Source organism: Corynebacterium choanae, from assembly GCF_003813965.1.
GTDB lineage: Bacteria > Actinomycetota > Actinomycetes > Mycobacteriales > Mycobacteriaceae > Corynebacterium > Corynebacterium choanae.
Window position 1 is genome coordinate 411,637 of sequence record NZ_CP033896.1, and the last position, 22,474, is coordinate 434,110.

General features: G+C 58.0%; 17 protein-coding genes. 15 read left to right on the forward strand and 2 right to left on the reverse strand.

Annotation, left to right across the window (positions count from 1 at the left end; all coding sequences use genetic code 11):
- The first annotated feature begins 17 nt into the window (after nucleotides 1-17).
- From CCHOA_RS01445 to CCHOA_RS01490, 11 genes are all read left to right on the forward strand, one after another.
- The gene (locus CCHOA_RS01445) at nucleotides 18-1,253 is read left to right on the forward strand and encodes a PP-loop family protein (RefSeq protein ID WP_123926019.1); all 1,236 of its coding nucleotides are present in this window, start codon (nucleotides 18-20) and stop codon (nucleotides 1,251-1,253) included.
- Nucleotides 1,254-1,320: 67 nt separating this feature from the next.
- Nucleotides 1,321-1,902, forward strand: coding sequence for a hypoxanthine phosphoribosyltransferase (gene hpt, locus CCHOA_RS01450; protein WP_123926021.1), 582 nt, complete (start codon nucleotides 1,321-1,323; stop codon nucleotides 1,900-1,902).
- Between the two features lie 295 nt (nucleotides 1,903-2,197).
- Nucleotides 2,198-2,350: a hypothetical protein gene (locus CCHOA_RS10595; protein WP_164472341.1), complete on the forward strand. Its 153-nt coding sequence runs from the start codon at nucleotides 2,198-2,200 to the stop codon at nucleotides 2,348-2,350.
- Nucleotides 2,351-2,505: 155 nt separating this feature from the next.
- A complete protein-coding gene (gene ftsH / locus CCHOA_RS01455; protein WP_123926023.1) occupies nucleotides 2,506-5,193 on the forward strand; it encodes an ATP-dependent zinc metalloprotease FtsH in 2,688 nt (895 codons plus the stop codon).
- A gap of 648 nt (nucleotides 5,194-5,841) precedes the next feature.
- Nucleotides 5,842-6,444 carry a GTP cyclohydrolase I FolE gene (gene folE / locus CCHOA_RS01460; RefSeq protein ID WP_123926025.1) on the forward strand — a complete coding sequence of 201 codons (603 nt, stop codon included), beginning with the start codon at nucleotides 5,842-5,844 and terminating at the stop codon, nucleotides 6,442-6,444.
- A 283-nt stretch (nucleotides 6,445-6,727) separates the two neighbouring features.
- On the forward strand, nucleotides 6,728-7,546 hold the full coding sequence (gene folP / locus CCHOA_RS01465; RefSeq protein ID WP_245992214.1) for a dihydropteroate synthase: 819 nt from the start codon (nucleotides 6,728-6,730) through the stop codon (nucleotides 7,544-7,546).
- 245 nt (nucleotides 7,547-7,791) lie between these two features.
- A complete protein-coding gene (gene folB / locus CCHOA_RS01470) occupies nucleotides 7,792-8,187 on the forward strand; it encodes a dihydroneopterin aldolase (RefSeq protein ID WP_123926029.1) in 396 nt (131 codons plus the stop codon).
- 236 nt (nucleotides 8,188-8,423) lie between these two features.
- Nucleotides 8,424-8,993: a 2-amino-4-hydroxy-6-hydroxymethyldihydropteridine diphosphokinase gene (gene folK, locus CCHOA_RS01475; RefSeq protein WP_123930611.1), complete on the forward strand. Its 570-nt coding sequence runs from the start codon at nucleotides 8,424-8,426 to the stop codon at nucleotides 8,991-8,993.
- A gap of 339 nt (nucleotides 8,994-9,332) precedes the next feature.
- A complete protein-coding gene (locus tag CCHOA_RS01480) occupies nucleotides 9,333-9,800 on the forward strand; it encodes a DUF3180 domain-containing protein (protein WP_164472342.1) in 468 nt (155 codons plus the stop codon).
- A gap of 120 nt (nucleotides 9,801-9,920) precedes the next feature.
- On the forward strand, nucleotides 9,921-11,447 hold the full coding sequence (locus CCHOA_RS01485) for a DUF6779 domain-containing protein (protein WP_123926033.1): 1,527 nt from the start codon (nucleotides 9,921-9,923) through the stop codon (nucleotides 11,445-11,447).
- Nucleotides 11,440-12,345 (forward strand): DUF2520 domain-containing protein, encoded by a 906-nt coding sequence (locus tag CCHOA_RS01490; RefSeq protein ID WP_123926035.1) that lies wholly within the window; start codon nucleotides 11,440-11,442, stop codon nucleotides 12,343-12,345. The genes CCHOA_RS01485 and CCHOA_RS01490 overlap by 8 nt, the downstream gene beginning before the upstream one ends.
- Nucleotides 12,346-12,418: 73 nt before the next feature.
- On the opposite strand, the gene CCHOA_RS01495 is transcribed toward CCHOA_RS01490, so the two are convergent.
- Nucleotides 12,419-13,132 carry a Pr6Pr family membrane protein gene (locus tag CCHOA_RS01495; protein ID WP_123926037.1) on the reverse strand — a complete coding sequence of 238 codons (714 nt, stop codon included), beginning with the start codon at nucleotides 13,130-13,132 and terminating at the stop codon, nucleotides 12,419-12,421.
- A gap of 259 nt (nucleotides 13,133-13,391) precedes the next feature.
- On the opposite strand from CCHOA_RS01495, the gene lysS reads away from it, so the two are divergent.
- From lysS to CCHOA_RS01510, 3 genes are all read left to right on the forward strand, one after another.
- Nucleotides 13,392-15,008 (forward strand): lysine--tRNA ligase, encoded by a 1,617-nt coding sequence (lysS, locus tag CCHOA_RS01500; protein WP_123926039.1) that lies wholly within the window; start codon nucleotides 13,392-13,394, stop codon nucleotides 15,006-15,008.
- 682 nt (nucleotides 15,009-15,690) lie between these two features.
- Nucleotides 15,691-18,414, forward strand: coding sequence for an ATP-dependent Clp protease ATP-binding subunit (locus CCHOA_RS01505; RefSeq protein ID WP_123926041.1), 2,724 nt, complete (start codon nucleotides 15,691-15,693; stop codon nucleotides 18,412-18,414).
- Between the two features lie 333 nt (nucleotides 18,415-18,747).
- Nucleotides 18,748-20,223, forward strand: a complete 1,476-nt coding sequence (locus CCHOA_RS01510) for a threonine/serine exporter family protein (protein WP_123926043.1) — start codon at nucleotides 18,748-18,750, stop codon at nucleotides 20,221-20,223.
- 47 nt (nucleotides 20,224-20,270) lie between these two features.
- Here CCHOA_RS01510 and CCHOA_RS01515 read toward each other — a convergent pair whose 3' ends face one another.
- Nucleotides 20,271-21,197 (reverse strand): HhH-GPD family protein, encoded by a 927-nt coding sequence (locus tag CCHOA_RS01515; protein WP_123926045.1) that lies wholly within the window; start codon nucleotides 21,195-21,197, stop codon nucleotides 20,271-20,273.
- A gap of 324 nt (nucleotides 21,198-21,521) precedes the next feature.
- Between CCHOA_RS01515 and CCHOA_RS01520 the strand changes: the two genes are divergently transcribed.
- Nucleotides 21,522-22,151, forward strand: a complete 630-nt coding sequence (locus CCHOA_RS01520) for a carbonic anhydrase (RefSeq protein WP_123926047.1) — start codon at nucleotides 21,522-21,524, stop codon at nucleotides 22,149-22,151.
- The last annotated feature ends 323 nt before the right edge of the window (nucleotides 22,152-22,474 follow it).

The following is a 22,474-nucleotide window of genomic DNA, read 5'->3' on the forward strand; positions in this document are numbered from 1 at the left end:
CGTTGCGCACCCCACCTATGAGCCGCCACCCACAACCGCTACCTCTTCCAACCCCCGCCACCCCGCCGGCAGAACCCTCCTATTTTGGGCGGATTCGCTGCACCCCTGCGCGGCTCTACCCGCCGGAGCCCAGCCGCCAATTTCTCCGCGTCCGCAACGCAGTTGCCCACCTGCTCAACACCGTCCCCAGCCCGGCTGAGCACCGGCAGCAACCGATCAATGTTGGCTTCTCCGGGGGTATTGACTCGCTGCTGCTTGTTGTGGCGCTGCGCACCCTCGGCCACCCAGTGCATGCAATCATTATCGATCACCAGATACAGCCAGGCCACGAACACTTCAGCGGGCAGGCAGCCCACATCGCTACCCAACTCGGATGCACCACCACTGTTGCCACCGTCACCGTTGACACCACCAGCAGCAACGGGCTAGAAGCGGCCGCCCGGGAAGCGAGATATGCAGCGTTTCGCTATCTCACCAGCACTATCGAATACCGGCCAGGGCAGCGCACCGTCGTCACCGCACCACCCGGGCATCGCCCCACCGAACTTGCTATTGTCGCCACCACCGTCACCCAACCCACCGCCACCGGCATGATCATGCTTGCGCACACCGCCAACGATATGGCCGAAAATGTGCTGTTGAAAATGCTGCGCGCCGAGCCCCAAACCATGCACAGCCACACCGCAATTGGGGAACTTGCCATTGTCCGACCCCTGTTGCGCATCGATCGGCCCACCCTGCTGGCGGCCGCCCGCGAACTAGGAATAGACCAATTCGTCTTTCACGATCCCATGAATGACGACCCCCACTATCGACGCGTCGCCATGCGCAACACCGTTTTGCCGATGCTGGCTGAAATCCATGGCGGCGACGTCATTGCACCACTAGCCGACTATGCCGATCAGCAAGCCCGTGAACAAGACTTTCTGCACGAACTTACCGTTGAACGGCTCGCAAACTATCAGCCCACCGCCACCACCCTGACCACCGCAATCGGTGCCGAACACAAAGTTCTGCAAGAACGCATGGTGCGCCTGTGGCTGCGTCCCACCCAGCCCCGAGTGAACACTGCTGCACTCAACGCAATCCTGGCGCAGGTAAACAACTGGAAAGGACAAGGCCCGGTCGCCATCGGTACCCGCCCCGACGGGGTACGATTGCAGGTAGCCCGCACAGCGTCAACGCTGGTCATCCAACCTGTTGACGCCCCTCCAGCCACCCCGCCCACCCCACACCCGGGTCGGTCACAGTAGCGGGCACACCACCAGTTGCATACTATTTGACTTGCTACATCCGTCGAGCAACAACCAAAGGCGCCACATGACTGCCAATGACAATGCCCCGATCCCTGCCCACGCCTACGGTGACGATGTCGCCAGTATGCTGGTCACCGAAGAACAGCTCAAACAGCGTATTCAGCAGATGGCTGACAACATCAGCGCACAATACGCCGACAGTGAACAAGACATTATTCTCATCGGTGTACTCAAAGGCGCGGTATTTTTCATCACCGACTTCGCCCGGGCACTTTCAATCCCATCCCAGCTGGAGTTTATGGCCGTTTCTTCCTACGGCAATCAAGCATCCTCCTCCGGGATTGTGCGGATCTTAAAAGACCTCGACCGGGATATCACCGGCCGCCACGTCATCATCGTCGAAGACATCATCGACTCCGGGCTGACCCTGTCGTGGCTGCTGAAAAACCTCAGCAACCGGAATCCTGCCTCCCTCAACGTGGTGGCGCTGCTGCGCAAACCAGAAGCTGTCAAAGCCAAGATTGATCTTCTCGACCTGGGATTCGATCTGCCGAACGAGTTCGTCGTCGGCTACGGGCTGGACTATGCCGAACGCTATCGCGATTTGCCATTTATCGGGGTGCTGCGGCCAAGCGTCTACAGCTAGACGGCAATCCACCCAGCTCAAAACAGCAGCACCCTGCGCAGCAACGCTGTCGCGCTACACCACCTCTTATCGTGCACACAGTCGCAGTCACAGTCACTGGCTGACTGTATTTGCCGTGCACGGTAGGAGGTGGCTTGCTGTGCACCCCGCACACTCTTGTCTCACCTGCGCAGCGGCACCGCCGGCATCACAGCTGTTTAGCTGCTCTGCCAGCTACTAATGCCCAGGAGCGTCGATATGTTCCCGGCGGCAGCCTTGCGGATCCAGCAACCGGTCCGCGGATAGGTGGCAATCCGTGGCCAGGTTTTTCCTCTATGATGCTGCTGCCCCAAGGGCTAACGCCTGCGGATTGGCGAAAGAACATCTGAGCTCTTGTGGGTTTACCGAAAATGTTGTGCCGATTTGTGGGGTCTACGGCAAACGGGTGGGGCAGCGGTTCACCCGATAAGGTCAAACCATCACCATCCGATAGGGTAGGGGACGGCCACCGTGCACACGGTGCGCTGCCACCGGGATGGGTCACCCATCAACAACCCCCATGCCAGGGGTGTGGGGATATGCCCTCGGGAACCGGTTACCACAGTGAAACGTTGATAGACAGTTATGGCGAATAAAAAAATCCTGCGCTTCGGGCTGCTGGCGGCCACCATCCTCATCGTGTTGTACATGGTGACGGTGTTTACCGACGATTCCCGCGGCTTCGTAAAAGTTGATACCTCTCAGGCGGTATCGCAGCTCACCGACAACAATGTGAAAAAAGCACGCATTGACGACCGGGAGCAGCAGCTGCTGCTGGAGTTAAAACATCCTATTTCGGTGGAAAAAGTCGAGGGTGTAGAAAAAATCACCACCCAATATCCGGCACGTGCCACCGATCAGGTGTTTGACCTGGTCAAGGCCAGTGACGCGGAGAGCTACACCACCAAGGTGACCAAAGAGTCGTTTATCGGTTCGATGATCACGTTGCTGCTGCCGATGCTGCTGTTTTTTGCCCTGATCATGTTTGTGTTTTCCCGGATGCAGGGCTCGAGTATGGGCATGTTTGGGTTCGGCGCATCACGGGCGAAAGAACTCACCAAAGACATGCCGACAAACACCTTTGCCGATGTCGCCGGTGCGGAAGAAGCCGTCGATGAACTGCACGAAATCAAAGACTTTCTCGAGGATCCTTCCCGCTATGAGCAGCTAGGGGCGAAAATCCCGCGTGGTGTGCTGCTCTACGGGCCGCCCGGTACCGGTAAAACCCTGTTGGCGCGGGCTGTTGCCGGCGAAGCAGGTGTGCCGTTTTATTCGATCTCCGGGTCGGACTTTGTGGAAATGTTCGTCGGTGTGGGTGCTTCCCGCGTCCGTGATCTGTTTAAACAAGCGAAAGAAAACAGCCCTTGCATTATTTTCGTCGACGAGATTGATGCAGTCGGTCGCCAACGTGGCTCCGGTATGGGCGGTGGCCATGACGAACGGGAGCAAACCCTCAACCAGCTTCTCGTCGAGATGGATGGGTTCGGTGATCGGGAAGGTGTCATTTTGATGGCAGCCACCAACCGGCCCGATATTTTGGATCCGGCGCTGCTGCGGCCAGGGCGTTTCGACCGGCAAATTCCGGTGACCAACCCGGATTTGGCAGGACGTGAACAAATCCTGCAAGTCCACGCTAAAGGCAAGCCGCTTGCCCCCGATGTGGATCTTTCCGCGCTCGCGAAACGAACCGCTGGTATGTCTGGTGCTGATTTGGCAAACGTCCTCAACGAGGCGGCGCTGCTGACTGCCCGAGTCGGCGGCAACATTATTACCGCCGACGCGTTAGAAGAAGCCACCGACCGGGTTGTTGGCGGGCCGCGTCGATCCTCGATGATTATCTCCGAGCAGGAAAAGAAAATCACCGCATATCATGAAGGTGGCCACACTTTGGCTGCGTGGGCAATGCAAGACATTGACCGGGTGCACAAGGTGACGATTTTGGCTCGCGGGAAAACCGGCGGCCATGCGATGACTGCTGGTGATGACGATAAAGGCATGTACACCCGCAATGAACTTTTCGCTCGCCTGGTATTCGCTATGGGTGGTCGTGCCGCGGAAGAGGTCGTTTTCGGTCAGCCGACCACTGGTGCCTCTAGCGATATTGAACATGCCACTAAGATTGCCCGTGCCATGGTGTGCGAATATGGCATGTCGCCGGTGGTTGGTGCAGTGAAGTTCGGGGTGGAAGACGGCGATCCGTTTAGCGGCCAAGGCGGCGGCGGAAGTTTGGAATATTCCCCAGCAACTGCTGCAACCATCGATGAACAGGTGCAGTATGTGTTGCACTTGGCTCATGAAGAGGCATATGCGATTCTGCGGGAAAACCGGGACTATCTTGACCGGTTGGCAGCCAAACTGTTGGAAAAAGAAACGCTGCGCCGCCCCGATTTGGAGGCGCTCTTTGACGGTCTCACCCCGCGGCCACGCCTGGAAGTGTTCCCCAATGAGAACGCCCAATTCGGCAAGCAGCCTGATCGAAACCCGGTGAAAACCCCGAATGAGATCGCGAAGGAACAAGGCACCGAGCCGCCGAAACGATTCTCCATTTTGGAAGCTTCGAAAGCTGCCCGGGCACGTCGTGAAGCAGCGCAACGCAACACGGCTACCGGAAGTGGCCACGGTGGGATGAGTGGATCCGGTGCGGCAGTCTCCTATGGTGGCACGCCACCACCGGCGAATTGGGAGGTGCCGACACTGTCTGGGACACCGGCACAGCACGACACCCCAGATCGGCAGACGCCAGCCACACCTGCTGTGCCGCAACCGGAACATCCTGGTGTTGGCGCCTATCCGGCCGATGGCACATCGACGGCTTCGTCTCCTGCTGCAGGGCAAGCATCGTCGGCAGCGGCGCCTGCTGCGGATGAACCGCTCATCGGATTCCGTCTCCCTGATAATGAGCGTCCCGATCATGCTGAAGCTGACGGCTGGGGGGCTACCCGCTACCGCAGCCAGTTTGATGATTTAGCTGAAGCACAGTCAGCTGCTGGTGACACCACTGCGGATTCCCAGCCGGACAACTTCACCGATAGTCCGCAGGATCACCAGCCTGCACGGCATGCTGGCCCGGATACGGATACTGGTGATACGCCGCGTGGTGTGTCAGCTGGCGGTGCGCAAGCAACAGATACTGCCGGTGGACATGCGGCACCTGTGGATGCCAGCAACACGGCAGATCCCTTCGCCGATCCGGCAGCCAACAATTCCACTCCGGCGGCACCGGGAGAACCCTCTTGGCCAGAACCGGAAGAACCCTCCGAGAAGGATCGCTAGGCCGCAGGTGATTGTGTCACTAATTCCGGTTTCAGTGCTGGTGTATTAGCGAGATATCCACGGCGAAGACAATACTTGCATGAACTGCATATCACCCCACCCCGCGGTGCACGCAGCGTTTCGGTTGCTGTGTGCCGTGGGGTGGTTGGCGTCTCAGCGGGTGTGTTGTGGCATGGATGGTTGCTGTCGTAGCCAGGTCGTGGATCCTTCGCAGGAGATGAAATACTTCCCGAACCGGGGAAAACACCAGGTGGAAGTCTGTAGTGGTGTACACCTCAGGGGGATACGACGCGCCCCGCGTTTTGCGGTGCGGGTCGTGCACACCTCCACTAATGCGCCGTGTTGCAAGCAGCTGGATTGGCCGCTTGCAACACCGGATTGGGGGAACATACCTGGACACCCTTGGCCTGCGGCAAGCAGCAGCGCTGGTTTACTGGTGTGCTGCACAGATCACTGGTGGCAACCAGCTATATTGAACATGCAGGCAGACACGCCTCCACAGCAGCGGTGCCGCTAGCCACTTAGGGTCACCCCAGGTGGCACCTGGTTGGTGCGAAGCGAAGCTGCGCCGTGTTACTTGCAGTGTCACCTGTGCAGCACAGGTGGCATGCTTCACAGGATTTTTTGGGAAAGGATCAACGCACTGTTATGACCGACCAGCAGTCACACGAGGTAAGCGGAATTGACCTTCCCCGCGCCGAACGAGCAATCCGGGAACTGCTGCTAGCGGTTGGTGAAGACCCTGATCGGGAAGGGCTGCGGGAAACACCCCGGCGGGTGGCGAAAGCCTATGCAGAGATCTTTGCCGGAATGCATGTTGATCCGGCAGCCCAGTTAGAAAAAACCTTCGATGAAGATCATCAGGAACTTGTCTTGGTGCGTGATATCCCCATCTATTCGACTTGTGAGCATCATTTGGTGCCGTTTTTCGGCCATGCCCACATCGGCTATATCCCCTCCGAGGAGGGGACAGTTACTGGTCTTTCGAAACTTGCCCGGCTCGCTGACCTGTATGCGAAACGGCCACAGGTGCAGGAACGGTTGACCAGTCAGATCGCTGATGCGCTGGTTGACAAACTCAATCCGCAGGCTGTGATTGTGGTGGTGGAATGTGAGCATCTCTGCATGGCGATGCGGGGTATTCGGAAACCTGGTGCGAAAACAATCACTTCGGCGGTGCGGGGCGGGTTTAAAACCAATGCTGCTTCGCGGGCGGAAGCATTGTCGCTGATCAGCCGCCGTGACCGCTAGCTTGTTCGCGGCAACATCACACGTTTGAGCAAAGCGCAGGGCTCCTATAGCCTCCCGGGATGACTGTGCAGTGGTTATTGCCGGGGTTTGTTGTTGTTGGAAATGTCGTCGTTGGTGAGCGCACTTATCGGCGGGGTGCCGCAGGTTGTGCAGCACCCAAGTTCGGGGAGAAATTGAGGAGTTGGTGATGGGGAAATCAGTGGGCAATATCCGCGCTGGACGAGTCACAGATTTAGCAGCATATTTTGCTTCGTTTCGTCCGCACCAGTCGCGGCCTTTGGTGATGGGCATTGTGAATGTGACTGCTGATTCCTTTTCTGATGGTGGCCAGTATTTGCATCATGAGCAGGCGGTGGCACACGGGTTGGCGCTTGCTGCAGCAGGTGCGGACATTATTGATGTGGGCGGGGAATCCACCCGGCCGGGGGCGACTCGTGTGGCTGCCGCGGAAGAAGAGCAGCGGGTGGTGCCAGTTATTCAGGCGCTGAGCAGCCAAGGGATTGTGTGTAGCGTCGATACGATGCGTGCCTCGGTGGCGAAGGCTGCGGTGGCTAGCGGTGCTGCACTGATTAACGATGTCTCTGGTGGGCAAAGCGATCCGGCAATGTTGCAGGTTATGGCTGATGCTGGTGTTCCAGTGTGTTTGATGCATTGGAAGACCCCAGTGTTTGGGGATGCGGCCGGGGCTCATCATGATGCGGCGACTGTGGTCGACGAGGTGCGTACTACGCTGCGGGCATTGGTACGTCGCGCCGAGGATGCCGGGGTTGATCCGGGGCTGATCAGTGTGGATCCGGGGATTGGGTTTGCGAAAACACCTGCCGACAACTGGGCGCTGCTGCAGGGTCTTAGGCATCTGGTCGACGAAGGTTATCCCGTCCTGGTAGGTGCTTCGCGGAAGCGATTTTTGCAGGCTGTTGTTGCCGAAACCAGACCTAGCGGTGCCGAGACACCGCCGGTGATCCCAGCCGATACGGATGTGGCGACGGCAGCGGTGTCGGTATTGGCGGCAACTGCCGGGGCAAGCATGGTGCGGGTGCATGCGGTACAAGAAACCGTGCAAGCTCTGGCTGTGGCACGTGCTTGGGGCAAGATTAGGTGAAGATGCGCTGTGATGCGGTGCTGTGTGATGCAGTGCTGTGTCGCAATGTTGCCCCGTGGAGCTTAAACCAGGTGCCGACCGTGGTTGATCGATACCGGCTGGTGCAGGGGTGAGACCTATTCGTGTGCCAATAGTTGTTCACTGTGGTTGGCATGATGGAAGCTGCACGGGGTGAAAACGAGACGGCGTGTGCCGGCAGGTTGTCGGGTTGCATCAACTGGAATGGTGATAAGGGGTAACGAGGTATGGCTGATCGTATTGTGTTGACCGGTGTTGAGTTCACTGCATGTCACGGGGTGTTGCCGGAGGAGAAAACCACTCCGCAGCCATTTGTGGTTGATGCGGTGGTGTGGCTAGATTTCAGGCCAGCAGCCGGCAGTGATGATCTTCGCGGGACAGTGAGCTATGTGGATCTTGCGACGATCGCCGAGGAAGTGATTGTGGCAGGTCCTCCCCGGGATTTGATCGAGACGTTGGCAACAGTGATTGTGGAAACGATCATGGAACGATTCCCGGTGTTGCATGCCGCGGAGGTGACGGTGCATAAACCACAGGCGCCGATTGGGAAGCCGTTTGCTGATGTTGCCGTGGTTGCCCGCAGATCCCGCAAACGTATGGGTGGTGCTACCACAGTGGCCTAATCTGGTTGCCGGTCGGGCGGTTGCTGGTGGTGTGCGGTGGTGTCGCCGCACTGTTGTTGTGGCCAGCTGCCTGCGTGTTGTGGTGGACAAACCGGGAATTGGGGCCGCAGGTTGTGGTGTTTGCTGCTGCCGTAAATTGCTGTAGCCCTACTGCACCCGGCAAGATAGGTTGCACTGTTGCGTGTTGTTGGTGGTGTCACTGATTGGTGTAAGGGTGAGGGAAGGTTATGGCGAAGCTGCGGGCTGTGTTGTCGATTGGTTCGAATAAAGACGACCGGCGACAGTTGTTGCACACTGTGTGGGAACATTTCCGCCCCGAGTTGTTGCATGCATCGTCGATTTGGGCAACCCCGCCGTGGGGCGGGGTGGATCAGGACGAGTTTTTAAATGCCACCTTGGTGATTGAAACGACCTCCACCCCGGATGAGTTGCTGCGTCGAGGGCAGGCGTTAGAGGCGCAGGCTCGGCGTACCCGGGAGGTGCGGTGGGGGCCGCGCACGTTAGATGTTGACATTGTGCAATGTGTGGTGGCTAAGGATGCGGATATGGCGGCAATGTCCGCGCAGCGTGCCGATGACGAATATCCGTTTACAGGTGTGCCGCATCCGCAAGGCCAAGAGATTGTCAGTGTTGATCCGGCGTTGACGTTGCCGCATCCTTACGCCCATGAGCGGGCGTTTGTGCTGGTGCCGTGGCTTGAGGCGGAGCCGAATGCCGTATTGCGGGGGATGAGTGTGGCGGAATATGTACGGGATTTGTCACCGGCTGATTTAGGTCAGCTGCGGGCGGTTGATAGTTTCGGATAACTTCGGTTGCTGTGGTGTCCCGCTGCTGGTTGGGGCTGGCGGTGGATTGTTGCAACTTGGGATTGCCGCCCGGGATGTGTTTCTTTCCGTGGGGCCGGTAGGCAGCGGAGTGTTGCGGGGTTGTAGCAGCATTGTGCTGTCACAGATGGTGTTGGGCGACTACCGTGGTGGTGCATACGCAACGATTGTTCCACTCGAAAGGAATCAAAGCAGCCACAGCCAGTGGCGGCGTCAATGTCAGCGGGTTACTTGGTGCCTACGGCTACCTGCCAGGCGTGCTACTGACGATGATGGTGGATGGTTTCCCGGTGTGGTTTTGCAGGCAAGGAGTGTGCAGCGGTGAAGAAAACATCTCGTGCCCAGGTCGCAGCACTGGTGGTGTTTGTGGCGTTGGCGTCGTTTATTGTGGTGCGCCGTTTTTATGGTGATCTGTTGCCAACTTCGTGGCTGGCGAGCGTGTTTCTGTGGCTGTTGGCGATTGTGTGTGCAGTGATGGGGAAACAGATTCGGGCAGCTGTCGACCAGGGGCGGATCGGGTTTGATCGAAGCCAGTTTGGTCCGTCAGCAATTGCCGCCTGGTTGGCGGTTGGGCGGGGTGCGATCTATACGGGGGCGATTGTTGGGGCAGTGTATTTAGGGTTGACGGGTTATTTGCTGCTACATGTGTCAACGCTGGTTGCTGCCGCCGAGGATCTTCCCGGCAGTGTGGCGTCGTTGCTGGCGGGGGGATGCTGTATGGTGGCGGGTTTTTATTTAGAGTCTGCTTGTGAGGCACCACCGCCGCCGAGCGCCGAGGCAGCCCAGTAAGCCTCTGGTGGTGTTTCGACACGCCCCTGCACTGCCACACCCCCATTGCTGTGAGGTATGGCACAGTGTTGTGGTTGGTGTGTGCCAAGTTTCGGTGCAAAGTGCGATAGATTAGAGGCCATGACTGACCACGGGCCTGCAGGCGAGATCGATGCTGTTGATACCGTGCCGTTTGATGACGGCGATCGGGGGCATATCGTGCTCACCGTGTTGGTGATCCTGGCACTGGGTGCCAGCATCGCCATGTTGTTCACTAACAACACTGCGGTGATGAAGATTGCTGCGTTGGCAGCGTTGTGGGCAGCGTTTCTGGGGGTGTTTCTTGTTTCCCGCTATCGACGGGGCTGGGCAGATGAGCGTCGCCGCGCCCAACTTCAGGCATCCCAACATGCGGAGGCACTCGCCCGGGAACAAGAGCTGCACAGGGAACAGGAACTCCTCATGGAGCAGTCCTATGCCGACGCGGTTCGGGACGCCCGGGAAACGGCGCTGGGGGACATTGCGGCCGAATTGGAGGCGATGCGGCAGGTGCTGGAGCAGCTCACCGGTGGGGTGTGGGATTATCAGCAGCACACTGTGCAAGTAGAGGCCAGACGCCGCGACGAGCTGACAGAAGCCGAAATTATTTCCGACGAGGCGCCACAGGTTCCGCTGCAGGACAACATCCCGGACAGTAAAGAACGCGGCGAAGATGCCAAGTCGGCGGAAACCACTAGCAGTTTTGCAGCGCTCTCCCCGGAGGCGATCGCCGCAGCGAAAGATAGCGCCGCCGATACTGAAGCGGCAGTGAAGGCGGCAGCAGCTGAAAAAGCAGCCGCCGCAGCACAGCGTGCCGCGAAACTTGCCGCCGAACGGCAGGCCGCGGAAGAGGCGAAACTGGCGCGGGAAGCCGAGTTGGCGCGGCGCCGCGCTGAGGAAGAAGCTACTGCGAAACAGCGGGCGGCTGCGGCGCGGGCGAAACAACTTGCCGCTGAGGAACAGGCACGAAAAGAGCGGGAAGCCGCAGTTGCGAAAGCAAACGCTGAACGGGAAGCGAAACTTGCCGCCGAACGGCAGGCTGCGGAAGAGGCGAAACTGGCGCGGGAAGCCGAGTTGGCGCGGCGCCGCGCTGAGGAGGAAGCTGCTGCGAAACAGCGGGCGGCTGCGGCGCGGGCGAAACAACTTGCCGCTGAGGAACAAGCGCGAAAAGAGCGGGAAGCAGCAGTTGCGAAAGCAAACGCTGAACGGGAAGCGAAACTTGCCGCCGAGCGTGCCGCCGCCCAAGCTGCGAAGGCAGAGCGCGAAGCCAAACTTGCCGCCGCCCGGGAAGCAGAACAAAAATTTGCCCGCAACTTGGCGAAACAACGCGCCGCCGACAGCGCAGAGAGCGACCCCGACACTGGCGACACCCCACCTATTGGACAGACCAGCGGTCACCATCGTCGCAGTGACACCACCGGCACCTCCCCGGTGTTGGCTGCCGCCGGTGCACCCCGTCACCACCGCCGCAAACCAGAACCTCCCACCGACACCACCGGGGGACGCCGCCGCAAACCAGTGGAACAGGAACAAACCTCCGGCGGCCGCCGCCGGCACACAGCCGACGGTAAACTCACCGTCGCCGAACTGCTCGCCCGCCACAAGGAAGCCCAACAACCACATGAGTGACGCCCCCACGCTCACCATCGGCATCGTCAGCGACACCGACCTCGGGGAAATACTGGCCGATGCGCTTCGCCGCGTCGGCCACAATGTCATCGCCCACAGTCGACTGCAAGGTGCTGCCGGCACTGTCGACGTTTGGAGCAAACGCCGCACCACCCCAGCCGCCCCTGACCTGGGTGATCCTCTCGAACACACGCTGCGATGCCCCTGTGTGGTGTTGGCTGTCCAATCCACCCATCTGCCAGTACTCGTCGAACAGCTGCTCGCCGCAGATACCCCACCCCACATTGTTGCCCACACCGCCATTAACACTGGAACGCGGATTCTCACACCGCTTCACAACCGGGGCATCATCACCTTTGCACTCACCCCGCTCGTCGTACTCGCCGGTGACATTGCTAGGGATTGGACAGCTATCGCCAACTGCTCCTGGGCAGTCACCGCCGACGACCTGCCCGGTACCGCGGTAGCCGAAGCACTCGTCGAACAACTCACCGGCCAAGTCATCCACCTCCCGGAGACCAGCCGGCCACTGTTTGCTGCCGGATTTATCCACGCCGTCGACCATCAAGCCACCGTCATCCGCGACAGTCTCGCGATCATGTCCCGGGCACTCGGCACCCGCGACCAGGCAGCCGCCCTGATTCGAGCCCTCGCCCCGCAGCTCGCCGAAGCTGTGATCGCCGCCAGCGCCACCGACCCTGTCCTGCCCACCCCCATCGGGCAAACCCCCGCCCTGGTCGACGAAGCCTACCGGTCAATCCAGGGCTATCCCGAAGCAGAACTGTTCACCGACCTGGTGGCCCGCCGAGCCAGCATCGACCATGTGGTGGATGTGGAACTTTGGGCACACAACAACCGGCAGCATCCACCAGACTCTTCCGGATCCGCCACCCCCTAGCACCGAAACCAGGTGTGAAAAACCCGAAACAATCACCATCCCACCTGCGTCTGGAATCATCGCACCGGGGTGATCACTGCACGGACACGATCCGTAAAATAAGCCGCTCCACCAGGGCTAGCAGCCCAGCCAATCCAAAAAACAATCCGTAGACACCCACCACATTGCGTATCACCGTCGCATAACCCAATGTGGTGACATCCACAATCGAATAGGGATAAAACCCGCCGGTTGCGGCACCCCGATAAAACATCCACACCGTCCACACCACCGGCACTATCAGCGACAATACAACCGTTCGCCACGTCACATCGGGTTGCCGCCGGAGTGGAATAGTGCCCAGCCACACCAGCGGTATCGCCAGCGGCAACACTGTGTGCATAAATGGCGAAGTCACCTGAAACACCGACGTATACGGATCGTGGGTGAGCACAAAATTGTAGATAATCCCGGTAACCACAATCATGGTCACCGCATTGATGCGCAGCACCGCCGCCCCCACCCCGCGGGCAAGCAAGACCAGCCCACAGATGATGCACAGCACGGTCGACCAGATAGTGAAATAGGAATAGTAGGCCAGCAGTTTTTCAGCCACAGAAGCAAACGCCGGCCAGTCAGTAAACGGCTGCCGGGCGGTGGCCACCGATGCGGTCAGCAACGCCACTATGCTCACCGCACTCAGCAACCATCCGGCCAACTGCCAACCCCGGGAACTGGCCGCATCCGGGAAGTAATCAGCTGCCACGAATGTTTCCCCGGCAGGGGCTTTGGACACGCGCATATTCATGAGCCAATAAGCTACTTGTCGCGCACTGGTATTGGCATCTACCGGCAGATACGGCAATGTATGGATCCACGATAGTGCCCATCACGGGGTAGGCCAGAAGGGGGAGCCTGTCGGTGGTCACCAGCAACGCCACGACTCCGCAACCATCCGCCACCGCATCCCCAAGATCCGTGGCAGCAGGCAAGCCCGTCCACCCGGATGCGCCCGCAGAAGGAGAGAATCTTTCGTTTTTCCCCAGCAGATAGGTAGTCTTTTGCACGTGACTGATACCAACCAAACCTCCCCAGACCAGTTAACAGACGACGCCCCGGAACAGATCCGGATCCGTAAAGCGAAACGTGCCCGCCTGTTAGAAGCCGGCATCGACCCTTATCCGGTGTCGGTGGAACGCACCGCCTCATTAGCGGAGGTACGCCGGAAGTATCACGTCAACCGGGAAGACGACGACGCAGCCGCCGCACCAGCTGATTCCCGCATTTTGCAAATCGGCGAAGAAACAGATGATGTTGTCAGTGTTGCTGGCCGTGTCATGTTTATTCGTAACACCGGCAAACTTGCCTTCGCCACCTTGCAAGACGGCGACGGCACCCAGCTGCAGGCCATGCTGTCGCTGCGGGAAGTTGGCGAAGAAGCCCTCGCCCTGTGGAAGAGTGATGTTGACCTGGGTGACTTTGTTGCCGTCACGGGACGGATTATTTCCTCGAAACGCGGCGAACTGTCAGTGATGGCAACCTCCTGGCAGATGGCCGCGAAATCGCTTCGTCCACTGCCGGTCGCACACAAAGACATGAGCGAAGACACCCGTATTCGCCACCGCTACACTGATCTCATCATGCGCAAGCAGGCACGCGACAATGCGATGACCCGCATTAAAGTGATGCGTGCCCTTCGCCATCACCTGGAAGGTGAAGGGTTCGTCGAAGTGGAAACGCCGATGCTGCAAACCCTGCACGGCGGTGCGGCTGCACGCCCCTTTGAAACCCACTCCAACGCCTTAGATATTGACCTGTATCTGCGGATTGCCCCAGAGCTATATCTCAAGCGTTGCGTAGTCGGCGGTATTGATCGGGTATTTGAAGTCAATCGAAACTTCCGCAATGAAGGTGTGGACTCGTCCCACAGCCCCGAGTTCGCCATGCTGGAAACCTATCAGGCGTGGGGCACCTATGACGATGGTGCAGAAACCATCAAAAACCTGATTCAAGCAGTCGCTATGGAAGTTTTCGGCTCCACCACAGTCACTTTGGCAGACGGCAGCACCTACGATTTGGGTGGGGAAACCTGGAAAACCATTGAAATGTATCCGTCGCTCAACGAGGCACTGCAGCGGAAATTCCCTGGCCAGCCGGAAGTGACTGTCGACTCCACAGTGGAAGAACTCCAGGCAATTGCGAAGGTGGTCGGTCTTGACGTCCCAGCCAAGGGCGGCTGGGGTCATGGCAAACTTGTGGAAGAAATCTGGGAGCTGCTGTGTGAAGATCAACTCGAAGGGCCGATCTTTGTGCGGGACTTCCCAGTGGAAACCTCGCCGCTGACCCGTCAGCACCGCGACAAGCCAGGGGTGACCGAAAAATGGGATCTCTATGTGCGCGGTTTCGAGCTTGCCACCGGCTATTCGGAGCTGGTTGATCCGGTGATTCAGCGGGAACGTTTTGTCGATCAGGCACGCCTTGCCGCCAATGGTGACGATGAGGCCATGGTGTTGGATGAGGACTTCCTCACCGCAATGGAACAAGGCATGCCGCCGACCGCTGGCTGTGGTATGGGTATTGACCGGCTGCTGATGGCGCTGACCGGGTTAGGTATTCGGGAAACGGTGCTGTTCCCGATGGTGAAACCAGAAAAGCAGATTCCAGCAAGTGCGGAAGAAGCCTGATATAGGCAAGCCCTAGCGCCACGTGCTGTGATCCGCGTTGTAGTCGATAGCGGAAGCAGTGCGTAGCAGTTACCGGTTCACATCACATGTTGCCGCCTGCCATAGCTCAGCTGCTGAGCTACGGGCAGGCGGCTGCGTTATCTCCCCCCTTTAAGAGAACAGCTGGATGTCGCTAACAGTTCGGCTGCGACTGCTGCACACCACGCCGCAATCGCACAAGGCCGCTGGATACTACCTTCCAAACCAATCCCGGAGTGCAAAAAGTGAGCGAATCACTATCAACTTTGCCGCCGGGAGGTGTGCTGCTGGGCTGGTCAACGGGGGCGGTTTTTGAAAGTGTTCGCTGAAGGCGTACACCTGTGGAAAACTTCCCGCAAAACCGCTATAGCCTGCGGTAATACGTTCTATTGTCTGCGTTTTAGCAGTCGCCAGAGCGGTATTGGTGTGCACGCTCCGCAATGAATGTGAACCTGGCGCGTTAGAGTAGGACGAAACAACCCAATAACACGAGTCTGCTTGCGTGCTCTCTACAGCAACCCGCAAGCACTACACAATGACGACAATGTCGCCGGGGTTGCTGCAGTATCGCGAATCTTTGCAACAAGTATCTAGCGTATTTTGCCACTACGCACCGTTGCTGCAGCATCCAGGAGGCAGCAGTCCGAGGGGAAATTAGAAAAGTATGTTTGAACGGTTTACCGACCGCGCGCGGCGCGTAATCGTGTTGGCACAGGATGAAGCCCGCCTGCTGAATCACAATTACATCGGTACCGAGCATATTCTGCTCGGACTGATCCAAGAAGGCGAAGGGGTTGCTGCGAAAGCCCTGGAGTCTATGGGCATCTCTCTCGACGCTGTCCGTCAGGAAGTCGAAGAAATTATCGGTCACGGCACCCAGCCGCATACCGGCCATATTCCGTTTACGCCACGGGCAAAGAAAGTCTTAGAGCTCTCCCTGCGGGAAGGCCTGCAAATGGGGCACCGCTATATCGGGACTGAGTTTTTGCTGCTAGGTCTTGTCCGCGAAGGGGAAGGCGTCGCCGCCCAAGTTTTAGTGAAGCTCGGCGCTGATCTGCCTAGTGTGCGCCAGCAGGTTATTAAACTGCTCTCCGGCTATGAAGGTGGCGAACAGGGTGGCCAGTCCTCTCGTCCGCAGGTACCGAATGCGGGCGATGTGGTCGGCACCGGTGCCGCCCCTGGCGGCCGTGGTTCAGGTGGTCCGGGTGAGCGTTCCAACTCGCTGGTATTAGATCAATTCGGCCGCAACCTCACCTTGGCTGCCAAGGAAGGCAAACTTGACCCGGTGGTTGGCCGTGAAAAAGAAATCGAACGCATCATGCAGGTGCTGTCGCGGCGAACCAAGAACAACCCGGTGCTGATCGGTGAGCCAGGTGTGGGTAAAACTGCTGTGGTTGAAGGGCTTGCCCTCGATATTGTCAACGGTAAAGTGCCGGAAACCCTGAAAGACAAGCAGCTGTATTCGCTTGATCTGGGATCGTTGGTGGCAGGTTCCCGCTACCGTGGCGACTTTGAGGAACGCCTCAAGAAGGTGCTGAAAGAGATCAATCAGCGCGGCGACATTATTTTGTTCATCGATGAGATTCACACCTTGGTCGGTGCTGGTGCTGCCGAAGGCGCTATTGATGCAGCCTCCCTGTTGAAGCCGAAACTTGCCCGCGGTGAACTGCAAACCATCGGTGCGACCACCTTGGACGAGTACCGCAAGCATATTGAAAAAGATGCAGCCCTCGAACGGCGGTTCCAGCCGGTACAAGTGCCGGAACCTTCCGTCGAGATGACCATCGAAATTCTGAAAGGCCTGCGTGACCGCTACGAGGCTCACCACCGGGTGAGCATCACTGATGGTGCACTTGCGGCGGCTGCAAACCTGTCCGACCGCTACATCAATGATCGTTTCCTGCCGGATAAAGCTGTCGATCTGATCGACGAAGCTGGCGCTCGGATGCGTATTAAGCGGATGACCGCCCCGGAAGGCTTGCGGGAAATCGATGAGCGGATCGCTGATGTGCGCCGCGAAAAAGAACAAGCCATCGACAATCAGGACTTTGAAAAAGCTGCCGGTTTGCGGGATAAGGAACGCAAGCTCGGTGAGGAGCGTGCCGAGAAAGAAAAGCAGTGGCGTGCCGGCGATTTGGAAGAGATCGCAGAGGTGGGCGAGGAACAGATTGCTGAAGTGCTCGGCAACTGGACTGGTATTCCAGTGTTTAAGCTCACCGAAGAAGAGTCGTCCCGTCTTCTGCGGATGGAAGATGAACTGCACAAGCGGATCATCGGTCAGGAAGATGCCGTCAAGGCGGTATCGAAGGCGATTCGTCGTACCCGTGCAGGATTGAAAGATCCGAAGCGTCCATCGGGTTCGTTTATTTTCGCCGGCCCCTCCGGTGTGGGTAAAACGGAACTGTCGAAGGCGTTGGCAAACTTCCTCTTCGGTGACGACGATGCACTGATCCAAATTGATATGGGTGAATTCCATGACCGGTTCACCGCCTCAAGGCTCTTTGGTGCTCCTCCTGGATATGTCGGCTATGACGAAGGTGGACAGCTCACCGAAAAGGTGCGGCGGAAACCGTTCAGTGTGGTGCTTTTTGACGAGATTGAAAAAGCTCACAAAGAGATTTACAACACGTTGCTGCAGGTGTTGGAAGAAGGCCGGCTCACCGATGGCCAAGGCCGCAATGTGGACTTTAAAAACACAGTGCTAATTTTCACCTCGAACCTTGGTACCCAAGATATTTCCAAGGCTGTGGGGATGGGCTTTAGTGCGCAGAACTCCACTGATGCTGACGGCCAATATGAGCGGATGAAGCAGAAGGTCAACGATGAGCTGAAGAAGCACTTCCGACCAGAGTTCTTAAACCGTATCGACGATATTGTGGTGTTCCATCAGCTCACCAAGGATCAGATCGTCGAGATGGTTGATCTGCTCATGCTGCGGGTTACCAAAGCATTGGCGCAAAAGGATATGGGCATCGAGCTTTCGCAGCAGGCGAAAGATCTGCTGGCCAAGCGTGGTTTCGATCCGGTGCTGGGTGCTCGTCCGTTGCGTCGCACGATCCAGCGGGAAATCGAGGATGTCCTGTCGGAGAAGATTCTGTTCGGCGAATTTGGTGCCGGTGAGATCATCCACGTCGATGTGGAAGGTTGGGATGGTGAGTCGAAGGGAACCGATGCGAAGTTTGTGTTCTCTGCGACACCGAAACCGTTGCCGGAGGACAAGTTCGAAAATCTTTCCGATGAGGCAAAGGAAGCAATCCGCGACGTTGCCGAAGCTGCTGAGGATGTAGAGGTTCCGGAAACGTTGACCGCTAACCTCATTGAGGAAGATGAGGCGCGGGCAGCTGAGCATGCTGCTGACGGTGACGAAGCAGAGAACAATAACGCCTAACCCAGCAGTTTCGCCTGATGTGGCAGGCTAGCTGTTAGGTCAAAAGAGAACATCACTTCACCCGTCTGGTTTCGGTCATCGTTTTTCACCGAAGCCAGGCGGGTGTCGTGTTCTCTGCAACCCCGTGAAGTGTTGCGAAGTGTCGCAAAGTTGTGCGAGTATTCGCGGCTGGGTGGTGTGTCGATGGTGGGTGGTCTGTCGTTGCTGTTGCTGCACATGGTTTGGATGGGGTTGTATGGTTATCCCTACAAGCCAGTGATGATGTTCTCTTTGCCGGCGGCAAGGTTGTGGCTGCCGGGCTAAAGGGGCGCGACGGGGAAAAGAGCACGACTGATGGATCTGTCAGATATTCCTGATCCGAATCTTTCCAATGATTGGGAAAAGGAAGCTGCAGTTCAGCATGAGCTTGGGGTGGAAGCGGAAGCTGTGCTGCGCCTTGGGTTGATGCTGATGGGGGCGGGTACTGCTGGCTATCGGGTGATTCGCGGTATGAAACGGGCTGCCCGGGCGCTGGGGTTTAACGCACTGGATGCCATTGTGGGGGTGAACTCGATTACGTGCACCTTCAAAGAGGGAGAGCGTTTCCGCACCATGGTGGCGGTGCAGCAGAAACCGGGTATTCATGCGTCTCGTATTGAAGCTTTGGAAGACCTCACCCATCATCTGCATCATCGGATCACGGTCGATGATCTCAACGAGGCGCTCGATTTTATTGAAGAACACATCAATCAGCGTTTTCATCCAGCGGCGCTGGTGGCGGCGGCCGGGGTTGCTTGTGCCGCATTCGCGGTGCTTAACCATTATGCGTGGGCGGAAATACCAATTGTTGGGGTTGCTGCCGCACTAGGCCAATGGGTGCGGATGGTGTTGACAAACAAGAACTTTAACCAGTTGGGGACGGTCGCGGTGGCCGGTGCTGTTGCTGCGCTCGGGTATTTCGCGGTGACTGTCGGCTTGGATGCGCTTGGTGTGCTGGTGACTGATAGTCGAAATTTTGCCGCCGGCTATGTTGCTGCAGCCTTATTCCTTATCCCAGGATTTCCGCTGTTTTCCTCGCTGTTGGATTTGTCCCGTTTTGATATTACGGCCGGTGTGGCGCGGATGACCTATGCGTTGAGTGTGATTGTGACTGCAACGATTTCGGTGGGCATGGTCAGTGCTGTGACGGGGTTGAATCCGCTGCCGACGGTGGCTGCCGAGCCGCCTCCGTATTGGCCGTTGATTGCCGCGATTGCGAGTTTCCTTGGGGTGGCCGGATTTTCGATGCTGTTCCAATCTTCGCGGCGAATGGTGGTTACCGCCGCTGCGGTTGGTACGGTCGGTAATCTTCTCCGGTTGGCGATGATCAGCCATGGTATTCAACACCAGTATGCGGCGTTTGTGGCCGGTTGCGTGATCGGGTTGGTGGCGGCTGTGTTTGCCAACACTATGCGGATTCCCCGGATCACCGTGACTGTGCCGGCGGCAGTGATCATGATCCCTGGTGTAGCGATGTATAAGTCGATGTATTTTTTGAATTCGTATGATTTGGATCAGGCGATTTCGAATGCGGCTGATGCGGCGTTGGTGGTGTTGTTTATTACTGCCGGATTGGCGACCGCCCGGATGATGACTGATCGAAATTGGACGTTTGGCCGGTTGATTGATTTTGATAAGCCGCTGCGACCCGAAGATGATCTTCCCGCGCATGAGCGTCACCCGCGTGGCACGGCTGGGCAGCGAACCTTGTTGGGGGAAGTAACGTTTCGCATGTTGGGGAGTTCTGCGCAGCATCTGCCGTTACATCGGAGCAAGGATTCAACGCAGTAGGTTTTCCGTCACTGTTTGCGTGCTCGTTTTCCCTTAAGGAGGGTGCGCTATGCCGGTAGGTGGAGGTTTTCTTTGTCGTCGAGGGCGGCTAGCCCATCTTCTACTAGGGAGATCACACAGCTGTGCAGCTGGGCGGGTTGCGCCCACAGTGTATCGATGGTGGCCGGGGAAAGACCGTGCGGATGATGTTCCCGCAGAGCAGCCATGATGATTCCGCGCACATAGCGGTCGGTGCCGAAAAATGATGGTTGGCGTCGTTTTTTGGCTGCTGCTTCGCTGGCCTGGTCGAGTTGGGGTTTGCCGTTGGCTACCCATTGGCATGTTTGGGCTAGGGGACAGCTGTCGCAGTGTGGTTGTCGGGCGGTACAGATGAGTGCCCCGATCTCCATGAGGGCACCACAGACTTCGTGGCCGCGGGAAGGATATGCGTCGACGAGCTGTTGGGCGTCGCTAAGGTCGCGCCGTTTCGGATTGCCGGCTGCGGCAACACCGAATATTGCGCGAGCGATGACGCGTCGCACATTGGTGTCGACTACTGGAACTGCCTGCTGGTAGGCGAAGGCACACACAGCACGGGCAGTGTAGTCGCCAATTCCTGGCAGGGTGAGCAGTGTTTCTACGTCGGCGGGGACGGTGTCGTCATACTTGTTGGCGAGCACTGTTGCACACTCTTTGAGCCGTAAAGCCCGTCGCGGATAGCCGAGCCGTCCCCACAGCGAAAGCACTTCAGGGGTTGCGGCGGCGGCCAGATGATGTGGTTTCGGCCAGCGTCGCATCCATTCCTGCCAGAGTGGTTCAACTCGGGCGACTTGTGTTTGTTGGCTCATCACTTCACTGACCAGCACACCCCATGCGGTTACCCCGGGTTGGCGCCACAGGAGTGGACGTTGATGCTTGGCAAACCAGGCAACTGCTTGGCGTGCCACAGTGTGGTGCAGCTGATCCGGGTTGGTCGGATGCTCCTGGGTGACCATGGATGCTCCTGGTGTGGGTTGGTGGCTTGGTGATGATTTGGTGCCATGGGGGCGGCTTGCACCAAACGGGTGGTTGTTTTGCAAACAATCCCCGGCAAGTGCACCCGCTGGTGGCGCCGTTCGACGATAATAGCAATCAGGTTCGTCACCTGTTTTCTTGCTGCTTTTTCAAGTATCAAGGCAGTGGAACTCTTCGATGTGGAATTGTGGTGTGACCCGGGCTGGTATCTCCCGATCGCCGACTGTTCCCCCCCAATAGGTATTGTGTGCTTCGGCCACAGGATCGCCGCGTAACGCAAGCAAAGAAACGAGCATAGAGCTATCATGACCACTCCTTCGATGCCCACCCCTGCCCAAGCGTGGGAAGCCTTACAAGAAGGCAATCGTCGTTTTATGAACTTCCAGGTGGAGCGCCCCAATCAGGATAGGAAACGTCGCCTGGAGCTGCGCAATGGACAAAACCCGATAGCGGCGGTGTTGGCGTGTTCGGATTCCCGTGCCCCGGTGGAGATGATTTTCGATCAGGGGTTGGGCGATATTTTTGTTATTCGCACCGCCGGAGAGATTATTGATTTGGCAGTGTTGGGCAGTTTGGAATATGCGGTCGAAGGCCTGCAGGTGCCGCTGGTGGTGGTGATGGGGCACGAGTCTTGTGGCGCGGTGAAAGCCACCATGGACGCCATTGATGGTTACGGGATTCCGAACGGTTTCCAGCGGGTGCTCATTGAGAAGGTGTCCCCGTCGATCATGGAGGCACGGGCGGCCGGTCGGGAGTCGACCCGCCAATATGAAGAGCAGCATGTGGCAGAAACTGTGGATCAGATTTTGTCCCGTTCCCCCGAGATTAAAGCCCGGGTGACTAATGGGATGGTGGGCCTGGTGGGTGTTCGCTACCGGTTGAGTGACGGGTTGGCGGAACCGATCGTAGAGATCGGTACCGGCGAGCACGACTAAATTCGGGGGTTGCTGGTTTTTCCTTTACCTCAAAAAAGTCCACGTTCCGGGAAGAGCAAGCTGTTTTCGCAGGCAGCCGCCGAATCCACCGGGGTGGTCTGTTGTTGCGGCCGGTTGCAACAATTTGGCATGGTGACCAGGCGCGGCAGTGGTTCGCCCCAGTGCGTGTCCGGGTGTGTCTTTGTCACAGGAGCGCTGCTGGGGTCGGCGCACCGGGGCTCATGGTGTAGTCAGTTGCGTATGGCAGGCGGCAGTGTTGCATGGCTTAGTGCAGACAGGTGTGTTTTGCCGCATTGCTGTTGCGCGTTTCTCTATTCGAGCAG

Bases quoted from the DNA above. Each gene is read 5' to 3' on its own strand.
- CCHOA_RS01445 (WP_123926019.1), top strand. From the start codon at position 18: ATGAGCCGCCACCCACAACCGCTACCTCTTCCAACCCCCGCCACCCCG.
- hpt (WP_123926021.1), top strand. From the start codon at position 1,321: ATGACTGCCAATGACAATGCCCCGATCCCTGCCCACGCCTACGGTGAC.
- ftsH (WP_123926023.1), top strand. From the start codon at position 2,506: ATGGCGAATAAAAAAATCCTGCGCTTCGGGCTGCTGGCGGCCACCATC.
- folE (WP_123926025.1), top strand. From the start codon at position 5,842: ATGACCGACCAGCAGTCACACGAGGTAAGCGGAATTGACCTTCCCCGC.
- folP (WP_245992214.1), top strand. From the start codon at position 6,728: ATGGGCATTGTGAATGTGACTGCTGATTCCTTTTCTGATGGTGGCCAG.
- folB (WP_123926029.1), top strand. From the start codon at position 7,792: ATGGCTGATCGTATTGTGTTGACCGGTGTTGAGTTCACTGCATGTCAC.
- CCHOA_RS01485 (WP_123926033.1), top strand. From the start codon at position 9,921: ATGACTGACCACGGGCCTGCAGGCGAGATCGATGCTGTTGATACCGTG.
- CCHOA_RS01490 (WP_123926035.1), top strand. From the start codon at position 11,440: ATGAGTGACGCCCCCACGCTCACCATCGGCATCGTCAGCGACACCGAC.
- CCHOA_RS01495 (WP_123926037.1), bottom strand. From the start codon at position 13,132: ATGAATATGCGCGTGTCCAAAGCCCCTGCCGGGGAAACATTCGTGGCA.
- CCHOA_RS01505 (WP_123926041.1), top strand. From the start codon at position 15,691: ATGTTTGAACGGTTTACCGACCGCGCGCGGCGCGTAATCGTGTTGGCA.
- CCHOA_RS01510 (WP_123926043.1), top strand. From the start codon at position 18,748: ATGGATCTGTCAGATATTCCTGATCCGAATCTTTCCAATGATTGGGAA.
- CCHOA_RS01515 (WP_123926045.1), bottom strand. From the start codon at position 21,197: ATGGTCACCCAGGAGCATCCGACCAACCCGGATCAGCTGCACCACACT.
- CCHOA_RS01520 (WP_123926047.1), top strand. From the start codon at position 21,522: ATGACCACTCCTTCGATGCCCACCCCTGCCCAAGCGTGGGAAGCCTTA.